The sequence below is a fragment of the Parahoeflea alexandrii genome (assembly GCF_027214025.1).
In the GTDB taxonomy this organism is placed as follows: Bacteria; Pseudomonadota; Alphaproteobacteria; order Rhizobiales; family Rhizobiaceae; genus Hoeflea; species Hoeflea alexandrii_A.
The window spans coordinates 389,173-412,173 of sequence record NZ_JAPWHB010000006.1; the positions used below are offsets into that span (position 1 = coordinate 389,173).

Sequence of the window (23,001 nt, forward strand, 5' to 3'; positions counted from 1 at the left end):
AGTCCGGGCGGGGGAGACGATGGTCGAAAACACACAGGATCTGCAGGAAGGCGAGGACACCCGGCCCGGCCTGGTATCACGGTTGAGAACCCAGATCCTTCCGCTTGCCCTGGGCGCCGTGGCGGCACTTGCCTCGGTTCCCGCGGGCGTCGCGCCCTGGCAGGCAGCCATCGGCTACGCGGTCTTCGCCGCGGCGCTGCTCTTCTGGCCGACGGGCAGGAGGGCTGCCCGGAAGCGGGCGGAAAAGAAGGCGGCCAATTCGGCCCTCCCGGATTTCGCGATCATCGAAGCATTGGACATGCCGACGCTCGTTTTTGACTGGGAAACGCAGATTGTCCGCCAGAACGCCGCGGCGCGGTCGCTGGTCGGCGCCTATCCCGAGCGTGCGGCGCTCTCCGCGCGAATAAGGTCACCGGTCATTCTCGACCTGGTGGCGCGGGTTGTGGCCCGCGGAATCCCCGAAAGCGTGGAGTACTCCGAACGGGTGCCGTCCGAACGCTGGCACGAGGTTCGCGTGGCCCCGGTCGCCACGGCCGCTGAGCCCGGCAAGCGGCTGTTCGTGCTGACATTCCGCGATCTGACCGAAGCCCGGCGCATGGACCGGATGCGGACCGACTTCGTCGCCAATGCCAGCCACGAGCTCCGGACCCCGCTCGCCTCGCTCATGGGCTTCATCGAGACCATGCAGGGGCCGGCGCGCAACGATGAAGCCGCACGCACCCGGTTTTTCGGCATCATGCTCGAACAGGCACAGCGAATGGCCCGTCTGATCGACGATCTTCTGTCCCTCTCCCGGCTGGAGATGCGGGCCCATGTCGCGCCTGAGGGTGAGGTCGATCTCGGGCGCACCGTTACTCATGTCGTCGATACCTTGAAACCGATGGCGAAGGATCTCGGTGTCGAGATCGCGCTGACACTGCCCGCAGAACCGCTTGTCGTCACCGGCGATGTCGACGAACTGATCCAGGTCTTCTCCAACCTCATCGAGAATGCCTGCAAATATGGCCAGACCGGCAAGCGCGTCGAGGTCACGGTCGCCGACACCGAGGCCGAAGGCGCGCATGTCACGGTGAAGGATTTCGGTCCCGGCATTGCCAAGGAACATGTCCCCCGCCTGACCGAACGGTTCTATCGCGTGGATGTCGAGACCAGCAGAGCCAAAAAGGGAACCGGTCTCGGCCTGGCGATCGTCAAACACATTCTTGCGCGGCACCGGGCGCGGCTGGTTGTTCGCTCCACACCGGGCGAAGGATCGGCTTTCACTGTCAAATTCGGCCGCACCGAGTCTGGTAGCAATGCGAAGTCTGAAGAATTATACAATTAAAAACAGTTGGATAGACTGTCATAAAACAGTGATGCAACTGTCATAAAACGGAATCTCGAAAGGCCTAGAAAGGGCCAGCCTTAGATGGCTGACAAGCGGCTCTGCAAAAGGGCCACGCCACTCTGACCCACGACGGGAGATTCTCATGAACGCAATCAAATTCGCCGCTGCCGCACTTGTGGCCTCCACGGCCTTCGCTGGCGCCGCTATCGCCCGCGATCAGATCCAGATCGCCGGTTCCTCGACCGTTCTGCCTTACGCCTCCATCGTTGCCGAAGCCTTCGGTGAAAACTTCTCCTTCCCCACACCGGTTGTTGAATCCGGCGGTTCGGGCGCAGGCCGCAAGAAGCTTTGCGAAGGCGTTGGCGAAAACACAATCGACATCGCAAACTCGTCTTCCCGCATCAAGCAGTCCGACATCGACCTGTGCGCTTCCAACGGTGTGGCCGAAATCCAGGAAGTCCGCATCGGCTACGACGGCATCGTGTTTGCATCCGACATCAACGGCGCAAGCTTCGCCTTCACCCCGGCCGACTGGTACAACGCCCTTGCCGCCAAGGTAATGAAGGACGGCGCACTGGTCGACAACACCGCCAAGACCTGGGCCGACGTGAACCCTGACCTGCCTGCGCAGGACATCCTGGCATTCATCCCGGGCACCAAGCACGGCACCCGCGAAGTCTTCGACGTCAAGGTTCTTGAAGCTGGTTGCGAAGCAACCGGTGCCGAGGAAACCTTCAAGGCTGCCGGCGACGAAAAGGCCAAGGGCTGCACCGCTCTGCGCACCGACGGCGTGTCGGTCGACATCGACGGCGACTACACCGAGACCCTGGCGCGCATCGACGCCAACAAGAACGCCATCGGCGTGTTCGGTCTTTCGTTCTACGAAAACAACACCGACAAGCTGCAGGTTGCCACGATGTCGGGCGTCAATCCGTCGACCGAAACCATTGCTTCGGGCGAATACCCGGTCTCGCGTCCGCTCTACTTCTACGTCAAGAACGCACACCTCGACGTGATCCCCGGTCTGCAGGAATACATCGAGTTCTTCGTCTCCGACGAAATCGCGGGTCCTGACGGCCCGCTGGCTGCTTACGGTCTCGTTTCCGATCCGGAACTCGCCAAGACCCAGGAAATGGTCAAGAACCGTACCCCGATGGCTGCGCTCAACTAAGCCGTTTCACCTGAAAACGGGCGGCGCACAAGCGCCGCCCTCCTTGCTGACAGAGCGCTTCCGGGCGCGGCGCACACAGGCGAATGTGACATGACTCTCAGCCTTATCGTACTCATCGTGCTCGGCCTGGCGGTTATCGGCTACTTTTTCGGCCGGCAACGTGCGGTCAGGACAGCTGAGCGGGATGGCGCGAAACTCCATTCGCTGCCGTCCTATCACGGCCAGTCGGTAGCCCTGTTCGTTGCGGTTCCCGCGCTTTTCCTTTTGGGTGCCTGGCTGTTCCTGCAGCCGGCGCTGATCGAAAGCTCGATCAGCGGCAAGATCCCCGACAGCGCCGTTCCCGAAGGCGGGGCCAAGAGCCTGGTCATGTTCGATGTGCGCCGGATCGCCGATGGCCTGAGCCAGCTTGTCGACCGGGGCGATATGTCCGAAGCCAGTCTTAAGGACATGCGCGCAGATGTGACCGATGTCCGGTCCCGGCTCGCCGAAGTCGGTGTCGCGCTTGGTTCCGACGTGTCGCCGGTCGTGTTAGAGGCGGCCAAGGAATACCGCAGCATCGAACTCACTGCCTCGTTCTTCCGCAATCTGGCCGTTCTGCTTGTCGCGCTTGCCTTGGGTGCATGGTCCCTGGCGCGCATCCAGCCGAGATTGCGCGCTCGCAACATCTCCGAGACCTTCGTCACCGCGCTGTTGATGGGATCATCCCTGGTTGCCATCCTGACCACGGCCGGCATCGTCGGGTCGCTGCTGTTCGAATCGATCTCTTTCTTCAAGATGTACCCGGCAAGGGACTTCTTCCTGTCGGCCACCTGGAACCCGCAGTTCCGCGGCGGATCCGATCTCGGCTTTCTGCCTTTGCTCTGGGGTACGCTGTATGTTTCGGTTGTTGCGCTGGCGCTCGCCGTGCCGGTCGGCCTGATGATCGCGATCTATCTCGCCGAATATGCCGGCAGCAAGTTGCGCAGTTTTGCCAAGCCGGCGATCGAGGTGCTGGCCGGCATCCCGACCATTGTTTACGGTCTCTTTGCGCTGATCACCGTGGGGCCGTTCCTGCGTGACTGGATCGCCCAGCCGCTTGGCCTGGGAAGTTCCTCCTCGTCGGTAATGACGGCCGGTCTGGTCATGGGGATCATGCTGATCCCGTTCATCTCGTCGCTGTCCGATGACATCATCAACGCCGTGCCGCAGGCGATGCGCGACGGCTCCTACGGTCTGGGCGCTACCAAGTCGGAAACCATCAAGCAGGTCATCCTGCCCGCAGCGCTGCCGGGCATCGTCGGCGCCTTCCTGCTGGCCGCCAGCCGGGCCATCGGCGAGACCATGATTGTGGTCATGGGGGCCGGCGCCGCCGCGCGTCTTGACCTCAACCCGTTCGAGGCCATGACCACGATTACGGTAAAGATCGTTAGCCAGTTGACCGGAGATACCGAGTTTGCCAGCCCCGAGACCCTGGTGGCCTTCGCGCTGGGGCTGACGCTGTTTGTTTTCACCCTCTGCCTGAACATTCTGGCGCTCTACATCGTGCGCAAATACCGGGAGCAGTACGAATGACCGAAGTTACAGCTGATATTGCCACGGCGACCGGCCGTTTGGATGGCAGATCGCTTTTCAAGGTCGGAGAGCGCACCCGCAAGCGTCAGGCAGCCGAGCGCCGCTTCAGGATGATGGGTCTCGCGGCCGTCATCTTCTCCATCCTCGCGCTCATCGGCCTGATGACATCGATCCTGTCGAACGGACTGTCATCGTTCCGCCAGACCTACGTAACGATGGACATTCATCTCGACGCGGCGAAGCTCGACAAGCAGGGCAACCGCAATCCGGCGGATCTCGAGAAGATCACCACGTTTACGATCCAGCCGCTGATCCAGTCGGCACTGCAGAAGACGATGCAGGAGCGCGGGATCTCCGTCGACGGCGTGAATGCCAAGAAGGCGGTTGAGCTCATTTCCAAGGAAGCGCCTGCGCAACTGCGCCGGTTCATCCTCGAAAACCCGCAAGTCATTGGCACCACCGTGTCGTTCGACCTGCTCGCGTCAGGCCGCATCGATGGCTACTACAAGGGCCGGGTGACGATGGAATCCGCGGCGCTGGATCGCAACATCTCGCCTGAACAGCTGATGCTGGCAGACAAGTTCAAGCAAGCCGGCATTCTCGAATCCCGCTTCAACTGGGCGTTCTTCACGGCACCTGACGCGTCGGACACGCGACCTGAAGCCGCCGGCCTCGGCGTTGCCATTCTCGGCTCCGCCTACATGATGCTGATCGTACTGGTGTTGGCGCTTCCGATAGGTGTGGCGGCTTCGATCTATCTCGAGGAATTTGCGCCGCAGAACCGCTGGACGGATCTCATCGAGGTCAACATCGCCAACCTTGCCGCGGTTCCCTCCATCGTCTTCGGTATCCTCGGCCTTGCGATCTTCATCAACTTCGTCGGTCTTCCGCAATCCGCGCCCATCGTCGGCGGCCTTGTGCTGACGCTGATGACCTTGCCGACAATCATCATCGCCACCCGTGCGGCGCTGAAGGCGGTGCCGCCATCCATCAACGATGCCGCTTTGGGTATTGGCGCATCCAAGATGCAGGCAATCTTCCATCACATACTGCCTCTGGCGGCCCCCGGCATCCTCACCGGCACGATCATCGGCCTGGCCCAGGCGCTGGGTGAAACAGCGCCCCTGCTGCTCATCGGCATGGTGGCTTTCGTCCGCGAATATCCCGGCGCGCCGCCGGAAGGCTTCTTCGATCCGGCCTCGGCCCTGCCGGTCCAGGTCTACAACTGGACCCAGCGTGGTGATCCGGCCTTTGTCGAGCGGGCATCGGGTGCGATCATCGTGCTGCTGATTTTCCTGGTCGTCATGAACGCAATCGCCATCCTGCTGCGCCGCCGCTTCGAGCGCCGCTGGTAGGACGCGGTCGCTGCCTTTGAAACAACCAAGCCCTGAGTATACTGGAATTGTTGAAGGGAATACGGAGATGAACATCATGTCTGAAGCGGCCACTGAAAAAGCGGTTGATGCTGCGCTCGAGGAATCCGCCATCAAGATGCGCGGCACCGATGTCAGCGTCTTCTATGGCGAAAAACAGGCCCTCTTTGATGTCAATCTTGACGTCCGCAAGAACAGCGTCACGGCGCTGATCGGACCGTCCGGCTGCGGCAAGTCGACATTCCTGCGTTGTCTCAACCGCATGAACGACACGATCGACATCTGCCGGGTCAGCGGCGAGATCACGCTCGACGGCGAGAACATCTATGACCCCAAGATCGACGTGGTGGAACTGCGCGCCCGCGTCGGCATGGTCTTCCAGAAGCCCAATCCGTTCCCGAAATCGATCTATGAGAATGTTGTCTACGGCCCGCGTATTCATGGCCAAGTGTCGACCCGCGCCGAAATGGATGAAGTTGTCGAACGCAGCCTGATCAAGGCCGGCCTGTTCAACGAGGTCAAGGACCGCCTGCAGGAGCCGGGCACCGGCCTGTCGGGCGGCCAGCAGCAGCGTCTTTGCATCGCCCGCGCCATCGCGGTCAGCCCCGAGGTCATCCTCATGGACGAGCCCTGTTCGGCGCTCGACCCGATCGCTACCGCCAAGGTGGAGGAACTGATCGATGAGCTCCGCGTCAACTACACCATCGTGATCGTCACCCATTCGATGCAGCAGGCCGCCCGCGTCTCGCAACGCACGGCGATGTTCCATCTGGGCAAGCTGGTCGAGGAAGGCGATACCGACAAGATGTTCACCAACCCGGACACCAAGCTGACCCAGGACTACATCACCGGCCGCTTCGGCTAATGCGACCGCCGTTCGCATCACGATTACAGCATTGAAGGATCAAGCCATGCCCGAAGCCCACACAGTTACCTCCTATGATGACGAACTCCGTTTCCTGACGCGCCGCTTGTCCGAAATGGGCGGCATCGCCGAGCGCATGGTTGCCGACGCCGTCGCCGCCTTGGTCAATGCCGACACCGCCTCCGCCCAGCGCGTCATCTCGGAAGACCTGTTGCTCGACAATGGCGAACGCGAGATTTACGAGAAGGCTGTTCTGGTGATTGCCAAGCGCCAGCCGATGGCTTCGGACCTGCGCGAGATCATCGGCTCGATCCGCATCGCCTCCGATTTGGAGCGCGTCGGCGATCTTGGCAAGAACATTGCCAAACGTGTGATCGCGGTTCACACCATGGCGCAGCCGCGCAAGCTGGTTCGCGGGCTCGAGCATCTGGCCGAACTGGCTCTGACGCAGCTTAAGGAAGTGCTGGACGCCTTCGCCACCCGCTCGCCCGATCTCGCCAATTCGATCCGCGAGCGCGACGAGGAGATCGATGCGATCTACACCTCGCTGTTCCGCGAATTGCTCACCTACATGATGGAAGACCCCCGCAACATCACCGCCTGCACGCATCTTCTGTTCTGCGCAAAGAACATCGAGCGGATCGGCGACCACGCCACCAACATTGCCGAGACGGTCTATTACGTCGCCACCGGCGAGCAATTCACGACCGAGCGCCCGAAGGATGACGACACCGCCACCATGGTCGCCCCCGCACCGGGCTCGGCCTGACAGCGTTACGGAGTGAATGAACCATGGCGATGAGTCCGCGTATAACTGTGGTTGAGGACGAAGAGGCGCTCTCGGTGCTGCTTCGCTACAATCTGGAAGCTGAAGGCTACGAGGTAGACACCGTGCTGCGCGGCGACGAGGCCGAGATCCGTCTGCAGGAACGTGTGCCGGATCTCTTGATTCTCGACTGGATGCTGCCCGGAATATCCGGCATCGAACTGTGCCGTCGCCTGCGCGCCCGGCCCGAGACCGAGCGGCTGCCGATCATCATGCTGACCGCCCGCGGCGAGGAAAGCGAACGGGTCCGCGGCCTGGCGACAGGTGCGGACGATTACGTCGTCAAGCCGTTTTCCACGCCCGAACTGCTGGCCCGCGTGCGCGCCATGCTGCGCCGCGCCCGGCCGGAGGTGATCTCCAGCCAGCTCAAGGTCGGCGATATCGAACTGGATCGCGAAACCCACCGGGTCCGTCGTCGTGGCCGCGACATCAAGCTCGGGCCGACCGAATTCAGGTTGCTCGAATATCTGATGAGCTCGCCCGGCCGGGTCTATTCCCGCGCCCAGCTGCTCGATGGCGTCTGGGGCCACGATGTCTATGTCGACGAGCGCACGGTCGACGTGCATGTCGGCCGGCTGCGCAAGGCGGTCAACCTGTCCGGCATGCGAGACACCATCCGCACGGTCCGCGGCGCCGGATACTCCATCGAAGGCTGAGGGCTCCGGTCCACACTGTCGCCGTATTCCCGATTGAAATACCTTCCTACGCGCATTGTTCGGCATGGTGTATCCGGCCGGATGCGCAATTGGTGCTGAACCAGAACTGGGTATTTTGAGGGAGTTGCGCCGTGCGCCGTTTTTTGAAAATCGCACTCGCAGCCTTTGCGGTCGTTCTGGCAGGGCTGGCGCTCTACGGCAGCAAGGGCTGGTATGATGCACGACAGCAAGGCGATGAGCTGGCGAAACGCGCGCAGGAGCTGATCGCAGACGGTCGCGGTGGTGGCGATCTTGGCCCCGATCATCTGGCCGTTCTCGTCCAGGTTCAGGATCCGGGGTTCTATTCCCATGCGGGCTTTGATCTGAGCACTCCCGGAGCCGGTCTGACGACAATACCCCAGTCACTTGCCAAGCGATTGGCCTTCGATGAGTTCAAGCCGGGAATTGGCAAGATCCGCCAGACCGGCTACGCGATCGGTCTCGATCAGGAATTGACCAAGCAGGAACAACTGGCGCTGTTTCTGGATACGGTGCCGATGGGGAAACTCAACGGGGAATGGATCACCGGCTTCTTCAAAGCCAGTGACGCCTTTTTCGGAAAGCCGCCGTCAGAGTTGAACGACCGGCAAGTCAATCAACTCGTTGCGGTCCTCATAGCGCCAGGCAGGCTGAAGCTTGAGGCGCCTGATGATCTTCTGGAAGAGCGGGTGCGGCGCATCGCAAATCTTGCCGCCGGCCGTTGCAAGCCTGAGGGTCTGAGCGACGTTTGGCTGGAGGCTTGCCGGAGCGGCGAAGAATAGCTCCGCCGTCACCTCGTCTGACCTTATGTCAAATCCGCTGGAGAATGTAAAAAAGCCCGGATTGTTGATCCGGGCTTTTGCAATTCGCTTGGTCCAGGGAAAGCGGTTCAGCGGGCCCGCTTGCGTTCGCTTGACGGCTGGAAGGCCAGCTTGGCGTGATAACCGCAATAGGGCGATGCATCGCCTGAATCATTGCCGCAGAAGTGAAAGCCTTCCTGCAGCGGATCGCCGACCGGCCATTTGCAGGTCCGCTCCGAAAGTTCCACCAGCGAAAGCCGGCGTGAAATCGGCACCACTACGTCTTCCATCGGACGTGTGTCGATCTCTTCCGAGGCGACAACGTCGAGATCTTCCTTCAGCTGCGCTCCGCCGCTTGAACGGCTCATGGTGCGGGTTGCCTGTGCAGCGGTGCGGCCGGCATAATTCGGCGCACGGGGTGCCGCCGTTGCGCGCTTGGTGCGCACCGATGCCTGTCCGCCGCTCTTGGCGCGTCCGGGCAGGTTGAGCCGGTGCACCTTGCCGATCACCGCATTGCGGCTGACGCCGCCCAATTGTGCCGCGATCTGGCTAGCGCTGAGCCCGTCCGCCCAGAGTTTCTTGAGTCTTTCGACCCGTTCATCAGTCCAGTTCATGCAATGCTCTCCCTGTATCCCGTATTTCGGGATGGCAGAATCCCTCACCGTCGCCCCGGATGACCGGAACTTGAACGCTCGGTTACAATGAGGTGAATAGTGTCCGCCGCGAACCTCTACTTCATGGCCTCAACTTAGTGGTCGGCAGACTCCGTGACAAGAGTCAGCCGAATCATGCTGATTCCTTTTTGCGGTTTTCCCCAACTTAGGCGGCGAATACGAGTTCTTACCCTTTAGCGGTCGCCAAACGCCGGCCGGACCGAAAACGGCTCGGGGATGTGATGTAAATGCGCCCGAACCGCGCGGGCATCCTGTCTCATTGACAGGCATGGCCTAAATGTAAATAGTGCCCTCGCCGCCCCGGAAAGGGCGGCATTTTGGTTTTCCGGCATGCCCTGCCGCTCGGGACGCTGCGGCGCTCGCGAGGCGAAGGGGGATGCCCTGTTGTCCGTTCTCTAAAGGGGAGAGAAGCGCCATGGCCGACGCCAAGCCGCTTTATGATACATATAACCGCGTGCCGATCGTTTTCGAACGCGGGCATGGCGTCTGGCTGGAAACCCCTCAGGGCGAGCGTTATCTGGATTTTGCAGCCGGCATCGCGGTTAATTCGCTCGGCCACACCCATCCGCATCTGGTCGAGGCGCTCAAGGCCCAGGCCGACCGCCTGTGGCACCTCTCCAACGTGCACGAGATCCCGGATCAGTCGCGCCTGGCCAGGCGCCTCACCGAGGTGACCTTCGCCGACAAGGTGTTTTTCACCAATTCCGGCGCCGAGGCGCTGGAATGCGCCATCAAGACCGCGCGGCGTCATTTTTTCGTCAACGGCCAGCCCGAACGCTACCGCATCATAACCTTCGAAGGCGCCTTTCATGGACGCACCCTGGCGACGATCGCCGCTGGCGGCCAGCCCAAATATCTCGAAGGCTTCGGCCCCAAGGTCGAGGGTTTCGACCAGGTGCCGTTTGGTGACGTCGAAGCCGTCAAGGCGACGATCACCGAAGAGACGGCCGCCATTCTGATCGAGCCCGTGCAGGGCGAGGGCGGCATTCGCCCGCTGTCGAATGAAAGTCTGCGTGCGCTGCGCGAACTGTGCGACGCGGAGGGCATCCTGATGATCCTCGACGAGGTCCAGTCCGGTGTGGGCCGGACCGGCAAGCTGTTTGCGCATGAGTGGGCAGGCATCGAGCCGGACATCATGGCGGTGGCCAAGGGCATCGGCGGCGGCTTTCCGTTCGGCGCCTGCCTTGCCACGGCCAGTGCGGCCGACGGCATGACGGCCGGCACCCATGGCACCACCTATGGCGGCAACCCGCTCGCCATGGCGGTCGGCAACGCGGTGCTGGATGTCATCCTGGAACCGGGGTTTCTGCCTCACGTCAATGACGTGGCCCTGGTGCTGCGGCAGGGCCTGGCCTCGCTCAAGGATCGCTATCCCGACCTGGTTTCCGATGTCCGCGGCTCCGGCCTCATGCTTGGCATCAAATGCGCAAAATCCAATACCGACCTGGTGCTGGCCATGCGCAACGAACATATCCTCGGTGTGCCTGCAGGCGACAATGTCGTGCGCCTGCTGCCGCCGCTGATCGTGACCGCCGAAGAAGCCCGTGACGCACTCTCAAGAATAGAGGCCGCGCTCGAAATGCTGTCCCGCAACGGTGCAGCCAACTGAAACGGACTGGATTCCATGACACAGACAAAATCCGCCGGTGAACGCCATTTCCTGGATCTTTCCGCCGTCAGCGCAGCCGATTTGCGCGCCATGATTGACGGCGCGCGATCCGCCAAGACGGTGACCGCAACAGACCGTCCTCTGGCCGGCAAGATGCTGGCGATGATTTTCGAGAAGCCTTCGACCCGCACCCGCGTGTCCTTCGATGTCGGCATGCGCCAGCTTGGCGGCGAAACCCTGTTCCTGTCGGGAACCGAGATGCAGCTCGGCCGCGCCGAGACCATTGCCGACACGGCAAAGGTCCTGTCGCGTTATGTCGACATGATCATGATCCGGACCCTGGATCATTCACGCATGCTGGAACTGGCCGAGCACGCCACGGTGCCGGTCATCAACGCGCTCACCGATGACACGCATCCCTGCCAGATCATGGCCGATATCCTGACATTCGAGGAACATCGCGGCCCGATCAACGGCAGGACGCTGGCCTGGACCGGTGATGGCAACAACGTGCTTCACTCGCTCATCGAAGGCGCGGCCCAGTTCGGCTACCGCATGCAGATTGCAACGCCGGAAGGCTCGGAGCCGGACGCCAGGTTCGTCGAGTGGGCCCGCAAGCGGGGTGCGGAAATCGACATCAGCGCCGACCCGGACCGTGCGGTGAAGGGCGCCGACTGCGTGATCACCGACACCTGGGTGTCGATGAACCAGGAACACAAGGCCCGTGGCCACAACATTTTCGTGCCCTATCAGGTCAATGAGAAGCTGATGCAGAAGGCCAATCCGGATGCTCTCTTCATGCACTGCCTGCCGGCGCACCGCGGTGAGGAAGTCACCGACGGCGTGATGGACGGCCCGCAATCGGTGGTGTTTGACGAGGCGGAAAACCGCTTGCACGCGCAGAAGGCTGTGATGCGCTGGTGCATGGGCGTCTTGTAACGCCTCTGGCGATTGCCGCTGTCAGTACCTATATGGGCCGTTTGAAATGTGAATCCGGACCCGGCCCGATCGATCGAGGCCGGGATCTGGCGTGATGAGCAATCGGAATAGATGATGGAAACCGACATCCAGACCCACGGCGAACCTGTCCTCGCCGGAGACGACCGCGTTCTGCCTTTCGAGGTGGATGGCCTCGACGTGCGTGGCCGGGCCGTGCAGCTAGGCCCGATGATCGACGCAATCCTTTCACGGCACGCCTACCCGGAACCGGTGGCGCGGCTGCTCGCCGAAGCCATCGCCCTGACGGTGCTGCTCGGCACCTCGCTCAAGTTCGAGGGCAAGCTGATCGTCCAGACCAAGGGGGACGGGCCGGTGGATCTGCTGGTTGCGGATTTCTCCACGCCCGGCAACCTGCGCGCCTATGCCCGCTTTGACGAGGAACGTCTGGCCGCGGCCGAGGCATCGGGCGCAACCAAGCCCGCCGAATTGCTTGGCAACGGCGTGCTGGCCTTTACCATCGATCAGGGCGCCTACATGCAGCGCTATCAGGGCATCGTCGAGATGAAGGGCGAGTCCCTGGAAGCCATGGCCGAAACCTATTTCCGCCAGTCCGAACAGATCCCGACTGTCGTCCGCCTTGCGGTTGCCGAACTCATCGACCGCGACGACGAAGGCAAGCCGCGCCACAGCTGGCGGGCCGGCGGCATCGTGGTTCAGTTCCTGCCGCAGGCGCCGGACCGCATGCGCAGCCCCGATCTTCCGGGCGGCGATCTTCCGGAAGGCGTCGAGGCGATGGTGCACAACGAGGATGACAGCTGGGCGGAAGCCAAGGCGCTGGTCACCACGGTGGATCCAGGCGAACTGACCGATCCCGAAGTCGGCGCCGAACGCCTTCTCTACCGGCTGTTTCATGAGCGCGGAGCGAAAATCTATCCGCCGGTGCCGGTGTTCGACAAGTGCAGCTGCTCGCGCGAACGGCTGGGCGAAGTGCTGGCCGGTTTTTCGGAAGAAGAGCTCGAGCACAGCATCGAAGACGGCGCGATCACCGTCCAGTGCGAATTCTGCTCGACGTCCTATCGCTTTGATCCGGCCGAAATCCGGCGCTGAGAGCCGCCGCGCGGCAACATGACGAAACTTTAATTTGCCATGTACCGCCATTACGTTACCTGTTGATCGGCAACGGAGTGACGCGATGCTCGACAAGGCAGACAATCGGCTGGACCTGCCGGCGGAAACAGCGCGTGCAGAAGCTGCGCCGGCGCGCCGCGGCTTTTTGCGCCCGTTGGTGCAGATTGCGCTGATGGCGCTGGTCCTCGGCGGCGCCTGGGTGGCGATGGAGCGCCTGGCGGACTCCCGCAAGCAACGAACCCCAAGGCCGTTTACACCGCTGGTCTACACCGTCGAGACAACGCCCGCCAAGCGCGCCGACAGCCGTCCCGACATCCGGCTTTATGGCCAGGTCGACACCGGCCGCAATGTCGACCTGCGCGCGGCGGTGAGTGGCGATGTTGTCGAGATCCATCCCGACATGGTTGCCGGTCGTCGTGTCGCCAAAGGCACGGTGCTGTTGCGCGTCGACCCCTTTGCCTACGAAGGCGCGCTGGTCGAGGCCCGCGCCAATTTGGCCTCCACCCGTGCAGCCATTGCCGAGATCGATGCGCGGCTGGCCTCCGAACGCGAACAGCTCGAGGCTGCCGACGCGCAGCTCGAGCTGGGCCGGGCCGATCTGGAGCGGGCGCTGTCGCTTGCGGGCTCAGGTGCGCTGACGGACAAGGAAGTCGATGCGCGGCGCTTGGTTCTGTCGCAGCGGGAGCAGGCTTCGAGCCAGCGGCGCAACAACATCCTGATTGCCGAAGCGCAGCGCAGTCAGCAGGAGGCCAATGCCGAGCGGCTTGAATGGAAGGTCCGCGAAGCCCAGCGCAAGCTCGAAGACACCGCGTTGATTGCCCCTTTTGACGGCATCATTTCCGACGAAACCGTCGAGACCGGCCGTTCGGTGAACGCCAACGAAGTGGTGGCGTCGATCTATGACGACAGTGCCCTCGATGTGAAGTTCACCCTGACCAATGCACAATACGGCCGCATGGCGACCGATGCCGACCCGCTTGTCGGCCGCGAGGTGGAGCTGAACTGGAGCGTGGGCGGAACGCAATATTCCTGGCCTGCCGTGATCGACCGCATCGGTGCGCGCGTTACCGCGGAACGCGGCGGCGTCGAGGTCTTCGCCCGCATCGGCGAAGCGGACAATCCGGTGCAGCTGCGGCCGGGCGCTTTCGTTTCGCTCATTGTGCCGGACCGGATCTGGCCGCAGACTTTCCGTCTGCCCGAGACTGCGGTGCGCAATTCCGATCACGTCTTCCTGGTGGTTGACGGCAAGCTCGAACGCCGTGACGTGCGCCTGATCGCCTGGGATGGCGAGGATGCCATTCTTGATGGCGATATGAAGGATGGCGACATCGTGCTCGTCACCCGGCTGACCGAAGCCACCGAAGGTGTGAGTGTGCGTGAGCCGTCAGGGGAAACCCCGCCTGTGGACGCGCAGTCGGAGGCCACCACAGCACCGGATGTCGGGGAATGAGCGGCAGCGACGCGCAGGGACGGGGGGCATTCGAAGGCCGCGGGCTGGTCAGCACCTTCATCCGTCACCCCAATGCGGCCAATCTGCTGATGGTGCTGATGATCCTGTTCGGCGCTTTCTCCATCGCCCGGATCAACACGCAGTTCTTCCCCACGATCGATCGCCCGACCATCACCATCGGCGTGGCCTGGTCGGGAGCCAGCGCCGAGGATGTCGAAACCAATGTGCTGGCGCTGATCGAACCTGAAGTCCGCTACATCTCCGGCGTCGACCGGATGACATCGACGGCGGCGGAAGGCTCCGCAACCGTGCGGCTTGAGTTTGCGGACGGCACCGACATGACGCAGGCCATGACCGATGTCGAAACCGCGGTCAAGGCGGTCGGCAACCTGCCCGAGGACGCAGAGGAGCCGAAAATCTCCAGGGCGGTGTTTTTCGACACCGTCGCCAAGCTCGCCGTCTTCGGCAGCGCCGACGAGGTGGTCAAGCGCGCTTGGGCCAAGCGTATCCGCGACGATCTTATCGATCGCGGTATCGACAAGATCGACTTCACCGGTCTGCGCAGCGCCGAGATCCGCGTCGAGGTTCCGGAGATCGAGCTTCGCCGCCTCGGCATGAAGATCTCCGACGTCTCTTCGGCGATTGCTGCCAACAGCCGTGATCTCCCTTCGGGCACTGTCGAGGGTGCGGTCGACCGCCAGCTGCGCACCCTGGCCGATGCCCAGGGCGCCCGGGAACTGGCCGGTGTGGAAGTGAGATCCTTCCCCAGTGGCGAGAAGGTGCTGCTTGGCGATATCGCCAGCATCACCGACGGGTTCGATGCGGATGACACCCGCGGTCTTGCACGAGGATCGCCGGCCATCGAACTCGATGTGCGCCGCGCCCCGACTGCCGACACGCTCAAGACCGCCGCCATCCTGTCCGCCTATCTCGACGAGATCACGCCCAGGCTTCCGCCCGGCGTTCAGATCGCCACCTATGAAGTTGCCTCCGATGCGCTTTCGGCGCGCATCTGGCTCCTGGTCAAGAACGGTCTCGGCGGGCTCGTGGTCGTGGTCGCCATCCTGTTCCTGTTCCTCAATGCCCGCATAGCCTTCTGGGTGGCGGCTGGGATCCCGGTAGCGATGCTCGCCACCGTCGGTTTCATGTACATCTCCGGCCAGACCATCAACATGATGTCGCTGTTCTCGCTGATCATGATGCTCGGCATCATCGTCGACGACGCCATTGTGGTCGGCGAACACACCGCCACCCGGCTGCAGATGGGAGACGACCCTCAGACCGCGGCGGAGAACGGCGTCAGCATGATGTTCACGCCGGTCATGGCGGCAATGTCGACGACGCTTGCCGCCTTCGCGCCGATCCTGCTCATCGGCGACACCATCGGCCAGATGATGGCGGTCCTGCCGATGGTGGTGATCGCGGTTCTGGTGGCAAGCCTGCTCGAATGTTTCCTCATCCTGCCCGGTCACCTCGCCAACTCGCTCTCCGGCCGCAAGGCGCCCGGCTGGTCCTGGTGGCGCCAGTTCCTGGTGGCGTTGATCTTCATGGTGTTCCTGACCGGCCTGTCCGGACGTCTGGCCATTGATCTGGCGCTTGGCGCCGGCGATAGCAGCTTGCGCGCGGCCGCCCGCGGCTTTGCCGACCTGCCGCAGTCCGGCCGGATGGCCATCGTGGTCGGGGTGTCGCTGGCGCTGGCGACGCTGATGGAATGGGGCTTGCTGGTCCTGCGCCGGCGCAAAAGCCGCGCCGGTGATCGTATCGAGGACCTGGGCGAGAGCCGGTTCCGCCGTGCATTCGACCGCGGTTTCGATCTGTTCCGGGACGGTCCTTTTTCCCACCTGGTGCAACTGGCCTGGACCTGGCGCTATGTGACGCTGTCCATCGCCGTCGCCATGGTCATGGTGCTGGCCATCGGCCTGGCCCGCTCCGGGCGCGTCGAGTTCGTTTTCTTCCCCTCGCCGGAAGCCGAGAACATCTCGGGCACCATCATTTTCAATGCCGGCCTGCCTGAACAGACGGCGCTTGAGGCAATCGCCGCCCACGAGGAAGCCTTGCGTCGCGCGGACAGGGCCCTGTCGGGCAGCGGACCATCCTCGATCAAGGCGGTTTTCACCACGTTCGGCGCATCCAGCCGCAGCGGCAGCGCCACGGCCCGCATCAGGGTGCAGCTGACCACATCCGAGGTACGGGATGTCCGCACACCCGACATCGTCAATGCCTGGCGCAAGGCCGTGCCTGACATTGCCGGTGTGACTCGCTTCACTGTTGCCCAGTCCCGCGGGGGTCCCCCGGGCAGGGATATCGAGGTCCGGCTGCAGGGAGAACGGGTAGCGGCGCTGAAGACCGCGGCTGCCGACGTGGTGGCGCTGCTGTCCGGCGTCAGCGGCATTACCGGACTGGACGACAATCTGCCCTGGGGCAAGCCCGAACTGGTCATGCAGCTGACGCCGCATGGCGCGGCACTCGGCTTTTCCATCGAGGATGTGGGCCGGCAGATCCGCAATGCCTTCGACGGATCCATACCCTTCCGTTTCCCCCGTGGCGATGACGAGGTCACCGTGCGGCTGGTCCAGAAACCGGCCTCACCCGGATCGCAGGCGCTGCGCGATTTCGAACTGAGAAGTCCCGGCGGCACCTTCGTCCCCTTGTCGGAAGTCGTCGACATGACCGAACGCCAGGGCTTCTCCGCCATCCAGCGCCGCGACGGCAAGAGCACGATCTCGGTGACCGGCGACATCGATACTGCGGTGACAACCACCGGCGCCGTGGTCGAACAGCTGACGACCAGCGGCGGTCTCGATCTGATCGCGGCCCGCCATGGCGTGAGCTATTCCTTCGGCGGGCGTTCCGAGGAACAGGAAAACGCGTTCGCCGACCTGCAGCTTGGCGTCGCCGTGGCGCTCAGCGTCATCTACATCATTCTCGCCTGGGTGTTCGCCAGCTACTGGCGGCCGATCGCCGTGCTTCTGATCATTCCGTTCGGCGTCGTCGGCGCGATCTTCGGTCACTGGGTGCTCGGTTACCAGCTCACGATCCTGTCCTTCATCGGCCTGCTTGGCCTGGCGGGCATCCTGGTCAATGATTCCATCATCCTTGTCGCCAGGCTGGAGGAGCGGCGCGCCGAAGGCGACAGCCTTGCCGAGGCTGCGGTCGGCGCCAGCCGCGATCGCCTGCGCGCCGTGCTGCTGACCTCGCTGACCACCATTGGCGGGCTGCTGCCATTGCTCTACGAAACCAGCTTGCAGGCCCAGTTCCTGCTGCCGATGGCGATCACCATCGTGTTTGGTCTGGCGATGACCACGCTGCTGGTTCTGTTCCTGGTGCCGGCGCTGGTCGGTATCGGCGATGATGTTGCCCGCGCCTTCTCCTACATCTACGGCAGACGTCCGGTCGCGCAGCGCGCGTGAAGCGGCCTACAGCACCGCGCATCCAATCGGATGCGCGGTGCTGTAGGCCCTTGAAAGAACGCTGGCATTAAGACCGCCAGAACCGCGGCAGGAACAGCACCAGAACGGTAAACAGCTCCAGCCGCCCGAGCAGCATTCCGGCCGCCAGCAGCCATTTCTGGATGTCGCTCAGCGACTGGAAATTGCCCGATGGGCCGATGATATCGCCCAGGCCCGGACCGACATTCGACAGCGCCGTGCCTGCGCCCGAAAGGGCTGTAACAGTATCAAGCCCGGAAAGCCTGAGCAGGATCGCCAGCACAACGAACGAGGCCATGAACAGGAAGAAGAAGCTCATCACCGAGGCGATGACGCGATCCTGGATCGGCTTGCCGTTGAAGTGGGCGCGAAACACGCCGTTCGGATACATCACCTGTGAGACATGCTGCCTGACAGCCTCTATCAGCACCTGAAAGCGGAAGATCTTGATGCCGCACGAAGTAGAGCCGGCGCAACCGCCGACGAACATGATGATGAAGAAGAACGCCACCGCGTGCGGTCCCCACAGGCCGTAGTCGGTCGAGGCATATCCGGTGCCGGTGACGATGGACACCACGTTGAAGGCTGAATGCCGCAAGCCTTCGAGCCCGATATGGTTCTCGCTGAAATGCGCCATCATCCAGCCGGCGAGAATAGCCACGGCGAGAAAGCTCACGAATGCCTTGACCTGGTCATCGGCAAGGATCGGCCGGAAACGTCCCTGCAACATCTGCACATAGAGCAGGAAGGGGATTGACCCCAGAAACATGAAGACAACCGCGATCCATTCGACACCGGGATTGTTGAAATATCCAATGGAAGCATCCTTGGTCGAAAACCCTCCGGTAGCAACCGTCGTCATCGCATGGATCACCGCGTCATCCGCCGTCATGCCGGCGGCCATGTAGGCCACGGCGCAGATCCCGGTCATGGCGATGAACACCAGCGTGATCGAGGTCGAGATCTGCGTGGCGCGCGGCAGGATTTTTTCGGCCGTATCGAAAGCTTCGGCCTTGAAAAGCTGCATCCCGCCGATCTGCAGCATCGGCAGCACCGCGATCGCCATGACGATGATGCCAAGGCCGCCGAGCCATTGCAGCAACCCGCGCCAGAACAACAGTCCCGGTGGCGCGGTGTCCAGCCCGGTGATCACCGTGGCACCGGTGGTGGTCAGGCCGGACATCGATTCAAAGAAGGCGTCGGTGTAGCTCGGCACGATCCCCGACCAGTGAAACGGCAGTGCGCCGAATGCCACCAGCGCAATCCATGATACCACGGTCATCAGCATCGCCTGCCGCGTCGACAATCCCTTCGGGATGCCTCTGTTGGCGGCAAACAACCCCAGCCCGACCAGCATCGTCATCGTGCCGGCACTGGCAAAGATCATCCAGTCGTCATTTTCCGCCGCCAGATCGACCAGCGCCGGCAACAGCATGGCGAAGCCAAGCGTTGCCACCAGCAAGCCGGTCACCAGCATGACCGGACGGAATTCGGAAAAGGCGGTCAATTCAGTGTTCTTGCCATGCCCGGCAGGTCCAGCGAAAAGGCCGGGATCTCGACATCGAACAGCTCTCCGGCGGCTGATTGCATCTGGTAGGTGCCGACCATCACGCCCGACGGCGTGTCCAGCGGACAGCCCGAAGAGTATTCGTAGGTGTCGCCGGGACCGAGCACGGGCTGCTCGCCGACGACGCCCGGACCGCGGACTTCGTCGATCAGGCCGTTCTCGTCGGTGATCTTCCAGTGACGGCTTTGCAGCTGCACAATCTGGTCGGAGTGATTGACGATGACGATCCGGTAGCCCCAGACATAGCGGCCGTCCTCGGGGTCCGATTGGTCCTCGAGATAATAGGGTTCCACCGTCACTTCGATCTCGCGTGTAAGCGCACGATACATCAGCCACTCCTTGCCACACTCTTTCTACAGTGAAGTCCTTGCGTCAAGCATTACGGCGCTTCTCGACCGCCCGGAATGGCGGTTTGTGTTGACTTGATTGTGATGAAGGCCGGAAGCGGCGGGGCGTGACGGTTGGGAACGGCCAAGCTATCACTTGGGCTGTACAGGGAGACTGCACCATGATCGACGGAACCGCACGCAAGATGATTCAGCCGGGTCTCGACCAGGTTGGAGTTTGGCTGGCTGCGCGCGGTGTGAAAGCCGATCACGTGACGGTCTTTGCCTGCCTGGTCGGACTTGCTGCCGCAGGCCTGGTCGCGCTGGGATACATGATCGCCGCACTCGTGGTGATCATCGTCAGCCGGATCTGTGACGGGCTGGACGGGTCGGTGGCGCGGGCCTCGCGGAGCACCGATTTTGGCGGCTATCTCGACATCACGCTGGATTTCGTCTTCTACGGCGCCGTTCCGCTGGCTTTTATTGCCCTCGATCCCGCTGCAAACGCACTGGCCGGGGCAGCGCTGATTTTCTCGTTCTACGTCAATGGCGCGAGTTTTCTTGCCTATGCCATCGTCGCTGAAAAACGCGGGCTCAGGACTGAGGCCCGCGGCGTCAAGTCGATCTACTTTACCACAGGTCTCGCCGAAGCCAGCGAGACCTACATAGTGTTTGGCGTCTTCTGCCTTTGGCCGGCATGGTTCGCGCCGGTCGCCTGGGTGTTTGCCGCAATCTGCCTCTACACGGCGCTCTCGCGGATCGTGCAGGCGCGCGCCGAGTTCCCCAACGAGTCCTCAGAGGCCTGAGAGAGCGCGATCGAAGTCCTCGATCAGGTCATCGACATCCTCGATTCCCGCCGACAGCCTCAGCATCCCAGGACCGATGCCCAACTCGGCGCGCGCTTCCTCCGAGAGGTTCTTGTGCGTCGTTGTCGCCGGGTGCGTGATCAGGCTCTTGGCGTCGCCGAGATTGTTGGACAGCTTGACCACTTCGAGCCTGTTTTGCATCGCGAACGCAGCCTGTTTGCCGCCCTTGAGCTCGAGTGCCACGAGCGTCGATCCGCCCTTCATCTGACGCGCACAGATATCGGCCTGCGGATGGTCGGCACGGCCGGGATAGATCACCCGCGCGATAGCCGGATGCTCGGCCAGGAAGTCGGCCAGCCGTGCGGCGTTTTCGGTCTGCTGCCGCACCCTCAGCGGCAGGGTTTCGAGCCCCTTGAGCAAGGCCCAGGCGTTGAACGGTGACAGCGACGGACCGGTGTGGCGGAAGTAGTCGTGCAGATGTTCGTCGATCCAGTCCTTGTCCGACAGGACCACGCCGCCCAGGCAGCGGCCCTGGCCGTCGATATGCTTGGTCGCCGAGTAGGCCACCACATGCGCGCCGAGTTCGAGCGGTTTCTGCATCAGCGGCGTTGCAAACACATTGTCGACCACCAGCTTCGCGCCGATCTGGTTGGCGAGCTTCGCAACGCCGGCGATGTCCACCACTTCCAGCGTCGGATTGGTCGGGCTTTCGAGAAAGAACACCTTGGTGTTGGGCCGGATTGCCGCCTCGAAATTGGCGAGCTTACGACCGTCGACCAGCGTGGATTCGATGCCGTATCTGGGCAGCAGCGTTTCCACCACCCAACGGCAGGAGCCGAACAGCGCGCGTGCTGAAACGACATGGTCCCCGGCCTTCAACTGGCACAGCAGCGCCGCCGAGATCGCCGCCATTCCCGACGCCGTTGCCCGGGCGTCTTCTGCACCCTCCATCAGGCACATGCGTTTTTCAAACATGTCGTTGGTCGGGTTGGCGTAGCGCGAGTAGACGAAACCGGGGTCTTCGCCCTTGAAACGAGCCTCCGCCGCCTCGGCGCTGTCATAGACAAAGCCCTGCGTCAGAAAGATTGCTTCGGATGTTTCGCCGAACCCTGAGCGGCTGGTGCCGCCATGCACGAGTTGGGTGGCAGGGCGGAATTGTCGGTTGCTTGTCATGATCTTTGTCCAACACACAAAAAAACCAGCTTGCGAAGTCGCGAGCCGGTTTTGCAACCCGACCTTTTTAGCGACTTGTTTAACGTGGCTGCAAGCCGGTCGGCCAAATCACCACGGGATAACGTCGCTTTTAGTGGGTTCCTGCGCTTGCGTCAATCGCTTTGCCTTGCCATCAAGAAGCCGGACAATCTGGAGCAGGTGGAACTTGGCAGAAGGCATTCTCTCCGATCGCGCTATTCAGGCGCTCTTCGAGGCTGGAAAGCTTGCCTCCGGCCGCGTTCTTGATGCGGACCAGATCCAGCCAGCCAGCCTTGACCTCAGGCTCGGCGCGAGGGCCTACCGCGTGCGCGCCAGCTTCCTGCCAGGACCGTCCGCTCGTGTCGAAGACAAGCTCGCGCGTCTCAGCATGCACGAGATCGATCTTTCGGCGGGCGCGGTGCTCGAGACCGGCTGCGTCTACATCGTCCCGCTGCTTGAAAGCCTGGAGCTTCCCCCGGAGATTTCCGCCTCGGCCAATCCCAAGAGCTCGACCGGCCGGCTCGATATCTTCACCCGGGTGATGACCGATCATGGCCAGGAGTTCGACAAGATCGCCGCCGGCTACAGCGGTCCGCTATGGCTCGAAGTCAGTCCGCGGACCTTCCCGATCGTCGCGCGCACCGGATCGCGGCTGTCGCAGATCCGCTTCCGCCAGGGCCATGCCGTGCTCGGCGAGGACGAACTGTCCGACCTCCACCGCACCGAAACGCTGGTTGCCTCCGAAACGCCGAATGTCTCGGGCGGCGGCATCGCGCTGTCGATCGATCTGATGGGGCAGGGGGACGATGCGCTCATCGGCTATCGCGGCAAGCACCACACCGCCGTGGTCGACGTCGACAAGCGCGCCGCCCAGGACGTGTTTGATTTCTGGGAGCCGCTGTACAATCGCGGCTCCGCCGACCTGATCCTCGACCCCGATGAGTTCTACATTCTCGTCAGCCGCGAATCCGTGCACGTGCCGCCGCTTTATGCCGCCGAGATGACGCCGTTCGATCCGCTGGTGGGCGAGTTCCGCGTGCACTACGCCGGCTTCTTCGATCCCGGTTTCGGCCACACCGAAGCCGGCGGTGCCGGAAGCCGTGCCGTACTCGAGGTACGCAGCCACGAGGTCCCGTTCATTCTCGAGCACGGCCAGATCGTCGGCCGTCTGATCTATGAGCGGATGCTGGAACGTCCAGCGGCGCTCTACGGCACGGGCATGGGATCGAACTACCAAGCCCAGGGCCTGAAACTGTCCAAGCATTTCCGCGCCTGAGAGCGGGCCTCCGGCAAGCC

At 62.6% G+C, this 23,001-nt stretch carries 19 protein-coding genes and 1 riboswitch; of the genes, 15 read left to right on the forward strand and 4 right to left on the reverse strand.

Annotated features, from left to right (window positions below; all coding sequences use genetic code 11):
- Positions 1-19: 19 nt before the first annotated feature.
- The 8 genes from phoR (at position 20) to O4H62_RS21065 (ending at position 8,569) form a co-directional block, all read left to right on the forward strand.
- Complete coding sequence (gene phoR / locus O4H62_RS21030) at positions 20-1,324, forward strand: phosphate regulon sensor histidine kinase PhoR (protein ID WP_269390803.1); 1,305 nt, start codon at positions 20-22, stop codon at positions 1,322-1,324.
- 145 nt (positions 1,325-1,469) lie between these two features.
- Positions 1,470-2,498: a substrate-binding domain-containing protein gene (locus O4H62_RS21035; protein WP_269390804.1), complete on the forward strand. Its 1,029-nt coding sequence runs from the start codon at positions 1,470-1,472 to the stop codon at positions 2,496-2,498.
- Positions 2,499-2,588: 90 nt separating this feature from the next.
- Complete coding sequence (pstC, locus tag O4H62_RS21040; RefSeq protein WP_269390805.1) at positions 2,589-4,049, forward strand: phosphate ABC transporter permease subunit PstC; 1,461 nt, start codon at positions 2,589-2,591, stop codon at positions 4,047-4,049.
- Complete coding sequence (gene pstA / locus O4H62_RS21045) at positions 4,046-5,404, forward strand: phosphate ABC transporter permease PstA (protein WP_269390806.1); 1,359 nt, start codon at positions 4,046-4,048, stop codon at positions 5,402-5,404. Before pstC ends, pstA begins: the two co-directional genes overlap by 4 nt.
- Before the next feature lie 67 nt (positions 5,405-5,471).
- Positions 5,472-6,287 carry a phosphate ABC transporter ATP-binding protein PstB gene (gene pstB / locus O4H62_RS21050; RefSeq protein WP_269390807.1) on the forward strand — a complete coding sequence of 272 codons (816 nt, stop codon included), beginning with the start codon at positions 5,472-5,474 and terminating at the stop codon, positions 6,285-6,287.
- A gap of 46 nt (positions 6,288-6,333) precedes the next feature.
- Positions 6,334-7,056 (forward strand): phosphate signaling complex protein PhoU, encoded by a 723-nt coding sequence (phoU, locus tag O4H62_RS21055; protein ID WP_269390808.1) that lies wholly within the window; start codon positions 6,334-6,336, stop codon positions 7,054-7,056.
- Positions 7,057-7,085: 29 nt separating this feature from the next.
- On the forward strand, positions 7,086-7,769 hold the full coding sequence (gene phoB / locus O4H62_RS21060; protein WP_269390924.1) for a phosphate regulon transcriptional regulator PhoB: 684 nt from the start codon (positions 7,086-7,088) through the stop codon (positions 7,767-7,769).
- Between the two features lie 131 nt (positions 7,770-7,900).
- Positions 7,901-8,569 carry a transglycosylase domain-containing protein gene (locus O4H62_RS21065; protein ID WP_269390809.1) on the forward strand — a complete coding sequence of 223 codons (669 nt, stop codon included), beginning with the start codon at positions 7,901-7,903 and terminating at the stop codon, positions 8,567-8,569.
- A 107-nt stretch (positions 8,570-8,676) separates the two neighbouring features.
- Here O4H62_RS21065 and O4H62_RS21070 read toward each other — a convergent pair whose 3' ends face one another.
- Complete coding sequence (locus O4H62_RS21070) at positions 8,677-9,201, reverse strand: GcrA family cell cycle regulator (protein WP_269390810.1); 525 nt, start codon at positions 9,199-9,201, stop codon at positions 8,677-8,679.
- A gap of 475 nt (positions 9,202-9,676) precedes the next feature.
- Between O4H62_RS21070 and O4H62_RS21075 the strand changes: the two genes are divergently transcribed.
- From O4H62_RS21075 to O4H62_RS21095, 5 genes are all read left to right on the forward strand, one after another.
- Positions 9,677-10,870, forward strand: coding sequence for an aspartate aminotransferase family protein (locus tag O4H62_RS21075; RefSeq protein WP_269390811.1), 1,194 nt, complete (start codon positions 9,677-9,679; stop codon positions 10,868-10,870).
- 15 nt (positions 10,871-10,885) lie between these two features.
- Positions 10,886-11,809, forward strand: coding sequence for an ornithine carbamoyltransferase (gene argF, locus O4H62_RS21080; protein WP_269390812.1), 924 nt, complete (start codon positions 10,886-10,888; stop codon positions 11,807-11,809).
- Positions 11,810-11,923: 114 nt separating this feature from the next.
- Positions 11,924-12,916, forward strand: coding sequence for an Hsp33 family molecular chaperone (locus O4H62_RS21085; RefSeq protein ID WP_269390813.1), 993 nt, complete (start codon positions 11,924-11,926; stop codon positions 12,914-12,916).
- A gap of 85 nt (positions 12,917-13,001) precedes the next feature.
- Positions 13,002-14,387, forward strand: coding sequence for an efflux RND transporter periplasmic adaptor subunit (locus tag O4H62_RS21090; protein WP_269390814.1), 1,386 nt, complete (start codon positions 13,002-13,004; stop codon positions 14,385-14,387).
- The gene (locus O4H62_RS21095; protein WP_269390815.1) at positions 14,384-17,797 is read left to right on the forward strand and encodes an efflux RND transporter permease subunit; all 3,414 of its coding nucleotides are present in this window, start codon (positions 14,384-14,386) and stop codon (positions 17,795-17,797) included. Before O4H62_RS21090 ends, O4H62_RS21095 begins: the two co-directional genes overlap by 4 nt.
- Before the next feature lie 67 nt (positions 17,798-17,864).
- Here O4H62_RS21095 and O4H62_RS21100 read toward each other — a convergent pair whose 3' ends face one another.
- Together O4H62_RS21100 and apaG are read right to left on the reverse strand one after the other, a co-directional pair.
- Positions 17,865-19,322 carry a TrkH family potassium uptake protein gene (locus O4H62_RS21100; protein WP_269390816.1) on the reverse strand — a complete coding sequence of 486 codons (1,458 nt, stop codon included), beginning with the start codon at positions 19,320-19,322 and terminating at the stop codon, positions 17,865-17,867.
- The gene (gene apaG / locus O4H62_RS21105; protein WP_269390817.1) at positions 19,319-19,711 is read right to left on the reverse strand and encodes a Co2+/Mg2+ efflux protein ApaG; all 393 of its coding nucleotides are present in this window, start codon (positions 19,709-19,711) and stop codon (positions 19,319-19,321) included. Before apaG ends, O4H62_RS21100 begins: the two co-directional genes overlap by 4 nt.
- Positions 19,712-19,890: 179 nt before the next feature.
- Here apaG and O4H62_RS21110 point away from each other — a divergent pair, with 179 nt between their 5' ends.
- Complete coding sequence (locus tag O4H62_RS21110) at positions 19,891-20,514, forward strand: CDP-alcohol phosphatidyltransferase family protein (RefSeq protein WP_269390818.1); 624 nt, start codon at positions 19,891-19,893, stop codon at positions 20,512-20,514.
- On the opposite strand, the gene O4H62_RS21115 is transcribed toward O4H62_RS21110, so the two are convergent.
- On the reverse strand, positions 20,503-21,687 hold the full coding sequence (locus tag O4H62_RS21115) for an O-succinylhomoserine sulfhydrylase (protein WP_269390819.1): 1,185 nt from the start codon (positions 21,685-21,687) through the stop codon (positions 20,503-20,505). The genes O4H62_RS21110 and O4H62_RS21115 overlap by 12 nt on opposite strands.
- 46 nt (positions 21,688-21,733) lie before the next feature.
- Positions 21,734-21,812, reverse strand: a riboswitch (SAM riboswitch).
- Positions 21,813-21,892: 80 nt separating this feature from the next.
- Here O4H62_RS21115 and O4H62_RS21120 point away from each other — a divergent pair.
- Positions 21,893-22,981 (forward strand): 2'-deoxycytidine 5'-triphosphate deaminase, encoded by a 1,089-nt coding sequence (locus O4H62_RS21120; protein ID WP_269390820.1) that lies wholly within the window; start codon positions 21,893-21,895, stop codon positions 22,979-22,981.
- Positions 22,982-23,001 lie beyond the last annotated feature (20 nt).

What these genes read in the sequence shown, in the direction of transcription:
- phoR (WP_269390803.1), top strand. Translation starts at nt 20, where the DNA reads ATGGTCGAAAACACACAGGATCTGCAGGAAGGCGAGGACACCCGGCCC.
- O4H62_RS21035 (WP_269390804.1), top strand. Translation starts at nt 1,470, where the DNA reads ATGAACGCAATCAAATTCGCCGCTGCCGCACTTGTGGCCTCCACGGCC.
- pstC (WP_269390805.1), top strand. Translation starts at nt 2,589, where the DNA reads ATGACTCTCAGCCTTATCGTACTCATCGTGCTCGGCCTGGCGGTTATC.
- pstA (WP_269390806.1), top strand. Translation starts at nt 4,046, where the DNA reads ATGACCGAAGTTACAGCTGATATTGCCACGGCGACCGGCCGTTTGGAT.
- pstB (WP_269390807.1), top strand. Translation starts at nt 5,472, where the DNA reads ATGAACATCATGTCTGAAGCGGCCACTGAAAAAGCGGTTGATGCTGCG.
- phoU (WP_269390808.1), top strand. Translation starts at nt 6,334, where the DNA reads ATGCCCGAAGCCCACACAGTTACCTCCTATGATGACGAACTCCGTTTC.
- phoB (WP_269390924.1), top strand. Translation starts at nt 7,086, where the DNA reads ATGAGTCCGCGTATAACTGTGGTTGAGGACGAAGAGGCGCTCTCGGTG.
- O4H62_RS21070 (WP_269390810.1), bottom strand. Translation starts at nt 9,201, where the DNA reads ATGAACTGGACTGATGAACGGGTCGAAAGACTCAAGAAACTCTGGGCG.
- O4H62_RS21075 (WP_269390811.1), top strand. Translation starts at nt 9,677, where the DNA reads ATGGCCGACGCCAAGCCGCTTTATGATACATATAACCGCGTGCCGATC.
- argF (WP_269390812.1), top strand. Translation starts at nt 10,886, where the DNA reads ATGACACAGACAAAATCCGCCGGTGAACGCCATTTCCTGGATCTTTCC.
- O4H62_RS21085 (WP_269390813.1), top strand. Translation starts at nt 11,924, where the DNA reads ATGGAAACCGACATCCAGACCCACGGCGAACCTGTCCTCGCCGGAGAC.
- O4H62_RS21090 (WP_269390814.1), top strand. Translation starts at nt 13,002, where the DNA reads ATGCTCGACAAGGCAGACAATCGGCTGGACCTGCCGGCGGAAACAGCG.
- O4H62_RS21095 (WP_269390815.1), top strand. Translation starts at nt 14,384, where the DNA reads ATGAGCGGCAGCGACGCGCAGGGACGGGGGGCATTCGAAGGCCGCGGG.
- apaG (WP_269390817.1), bottom strand. Translation starts at nt 19,711, where the DNA reads ATGTATCGTGCGCTTACACGCGAGATCGAAGTGACGGTGGAACCCTAT.
- O4H62_RS21110 (WP_269390818.1), top strand. Translation starts at nt 19,891, where the DNA reads ATGATCGACGGAACCGCACGCAAGATGATTCAGCCGGGTCTCGACCAG.
- O4H62_RS21115 (WP_269390819.1), bottom strand. Translation starts at nt 21,687, where the DNA reads ATGACAAGCAACCGACAATTCCGCCCTGCCACCCAACTCGTGCATGGC.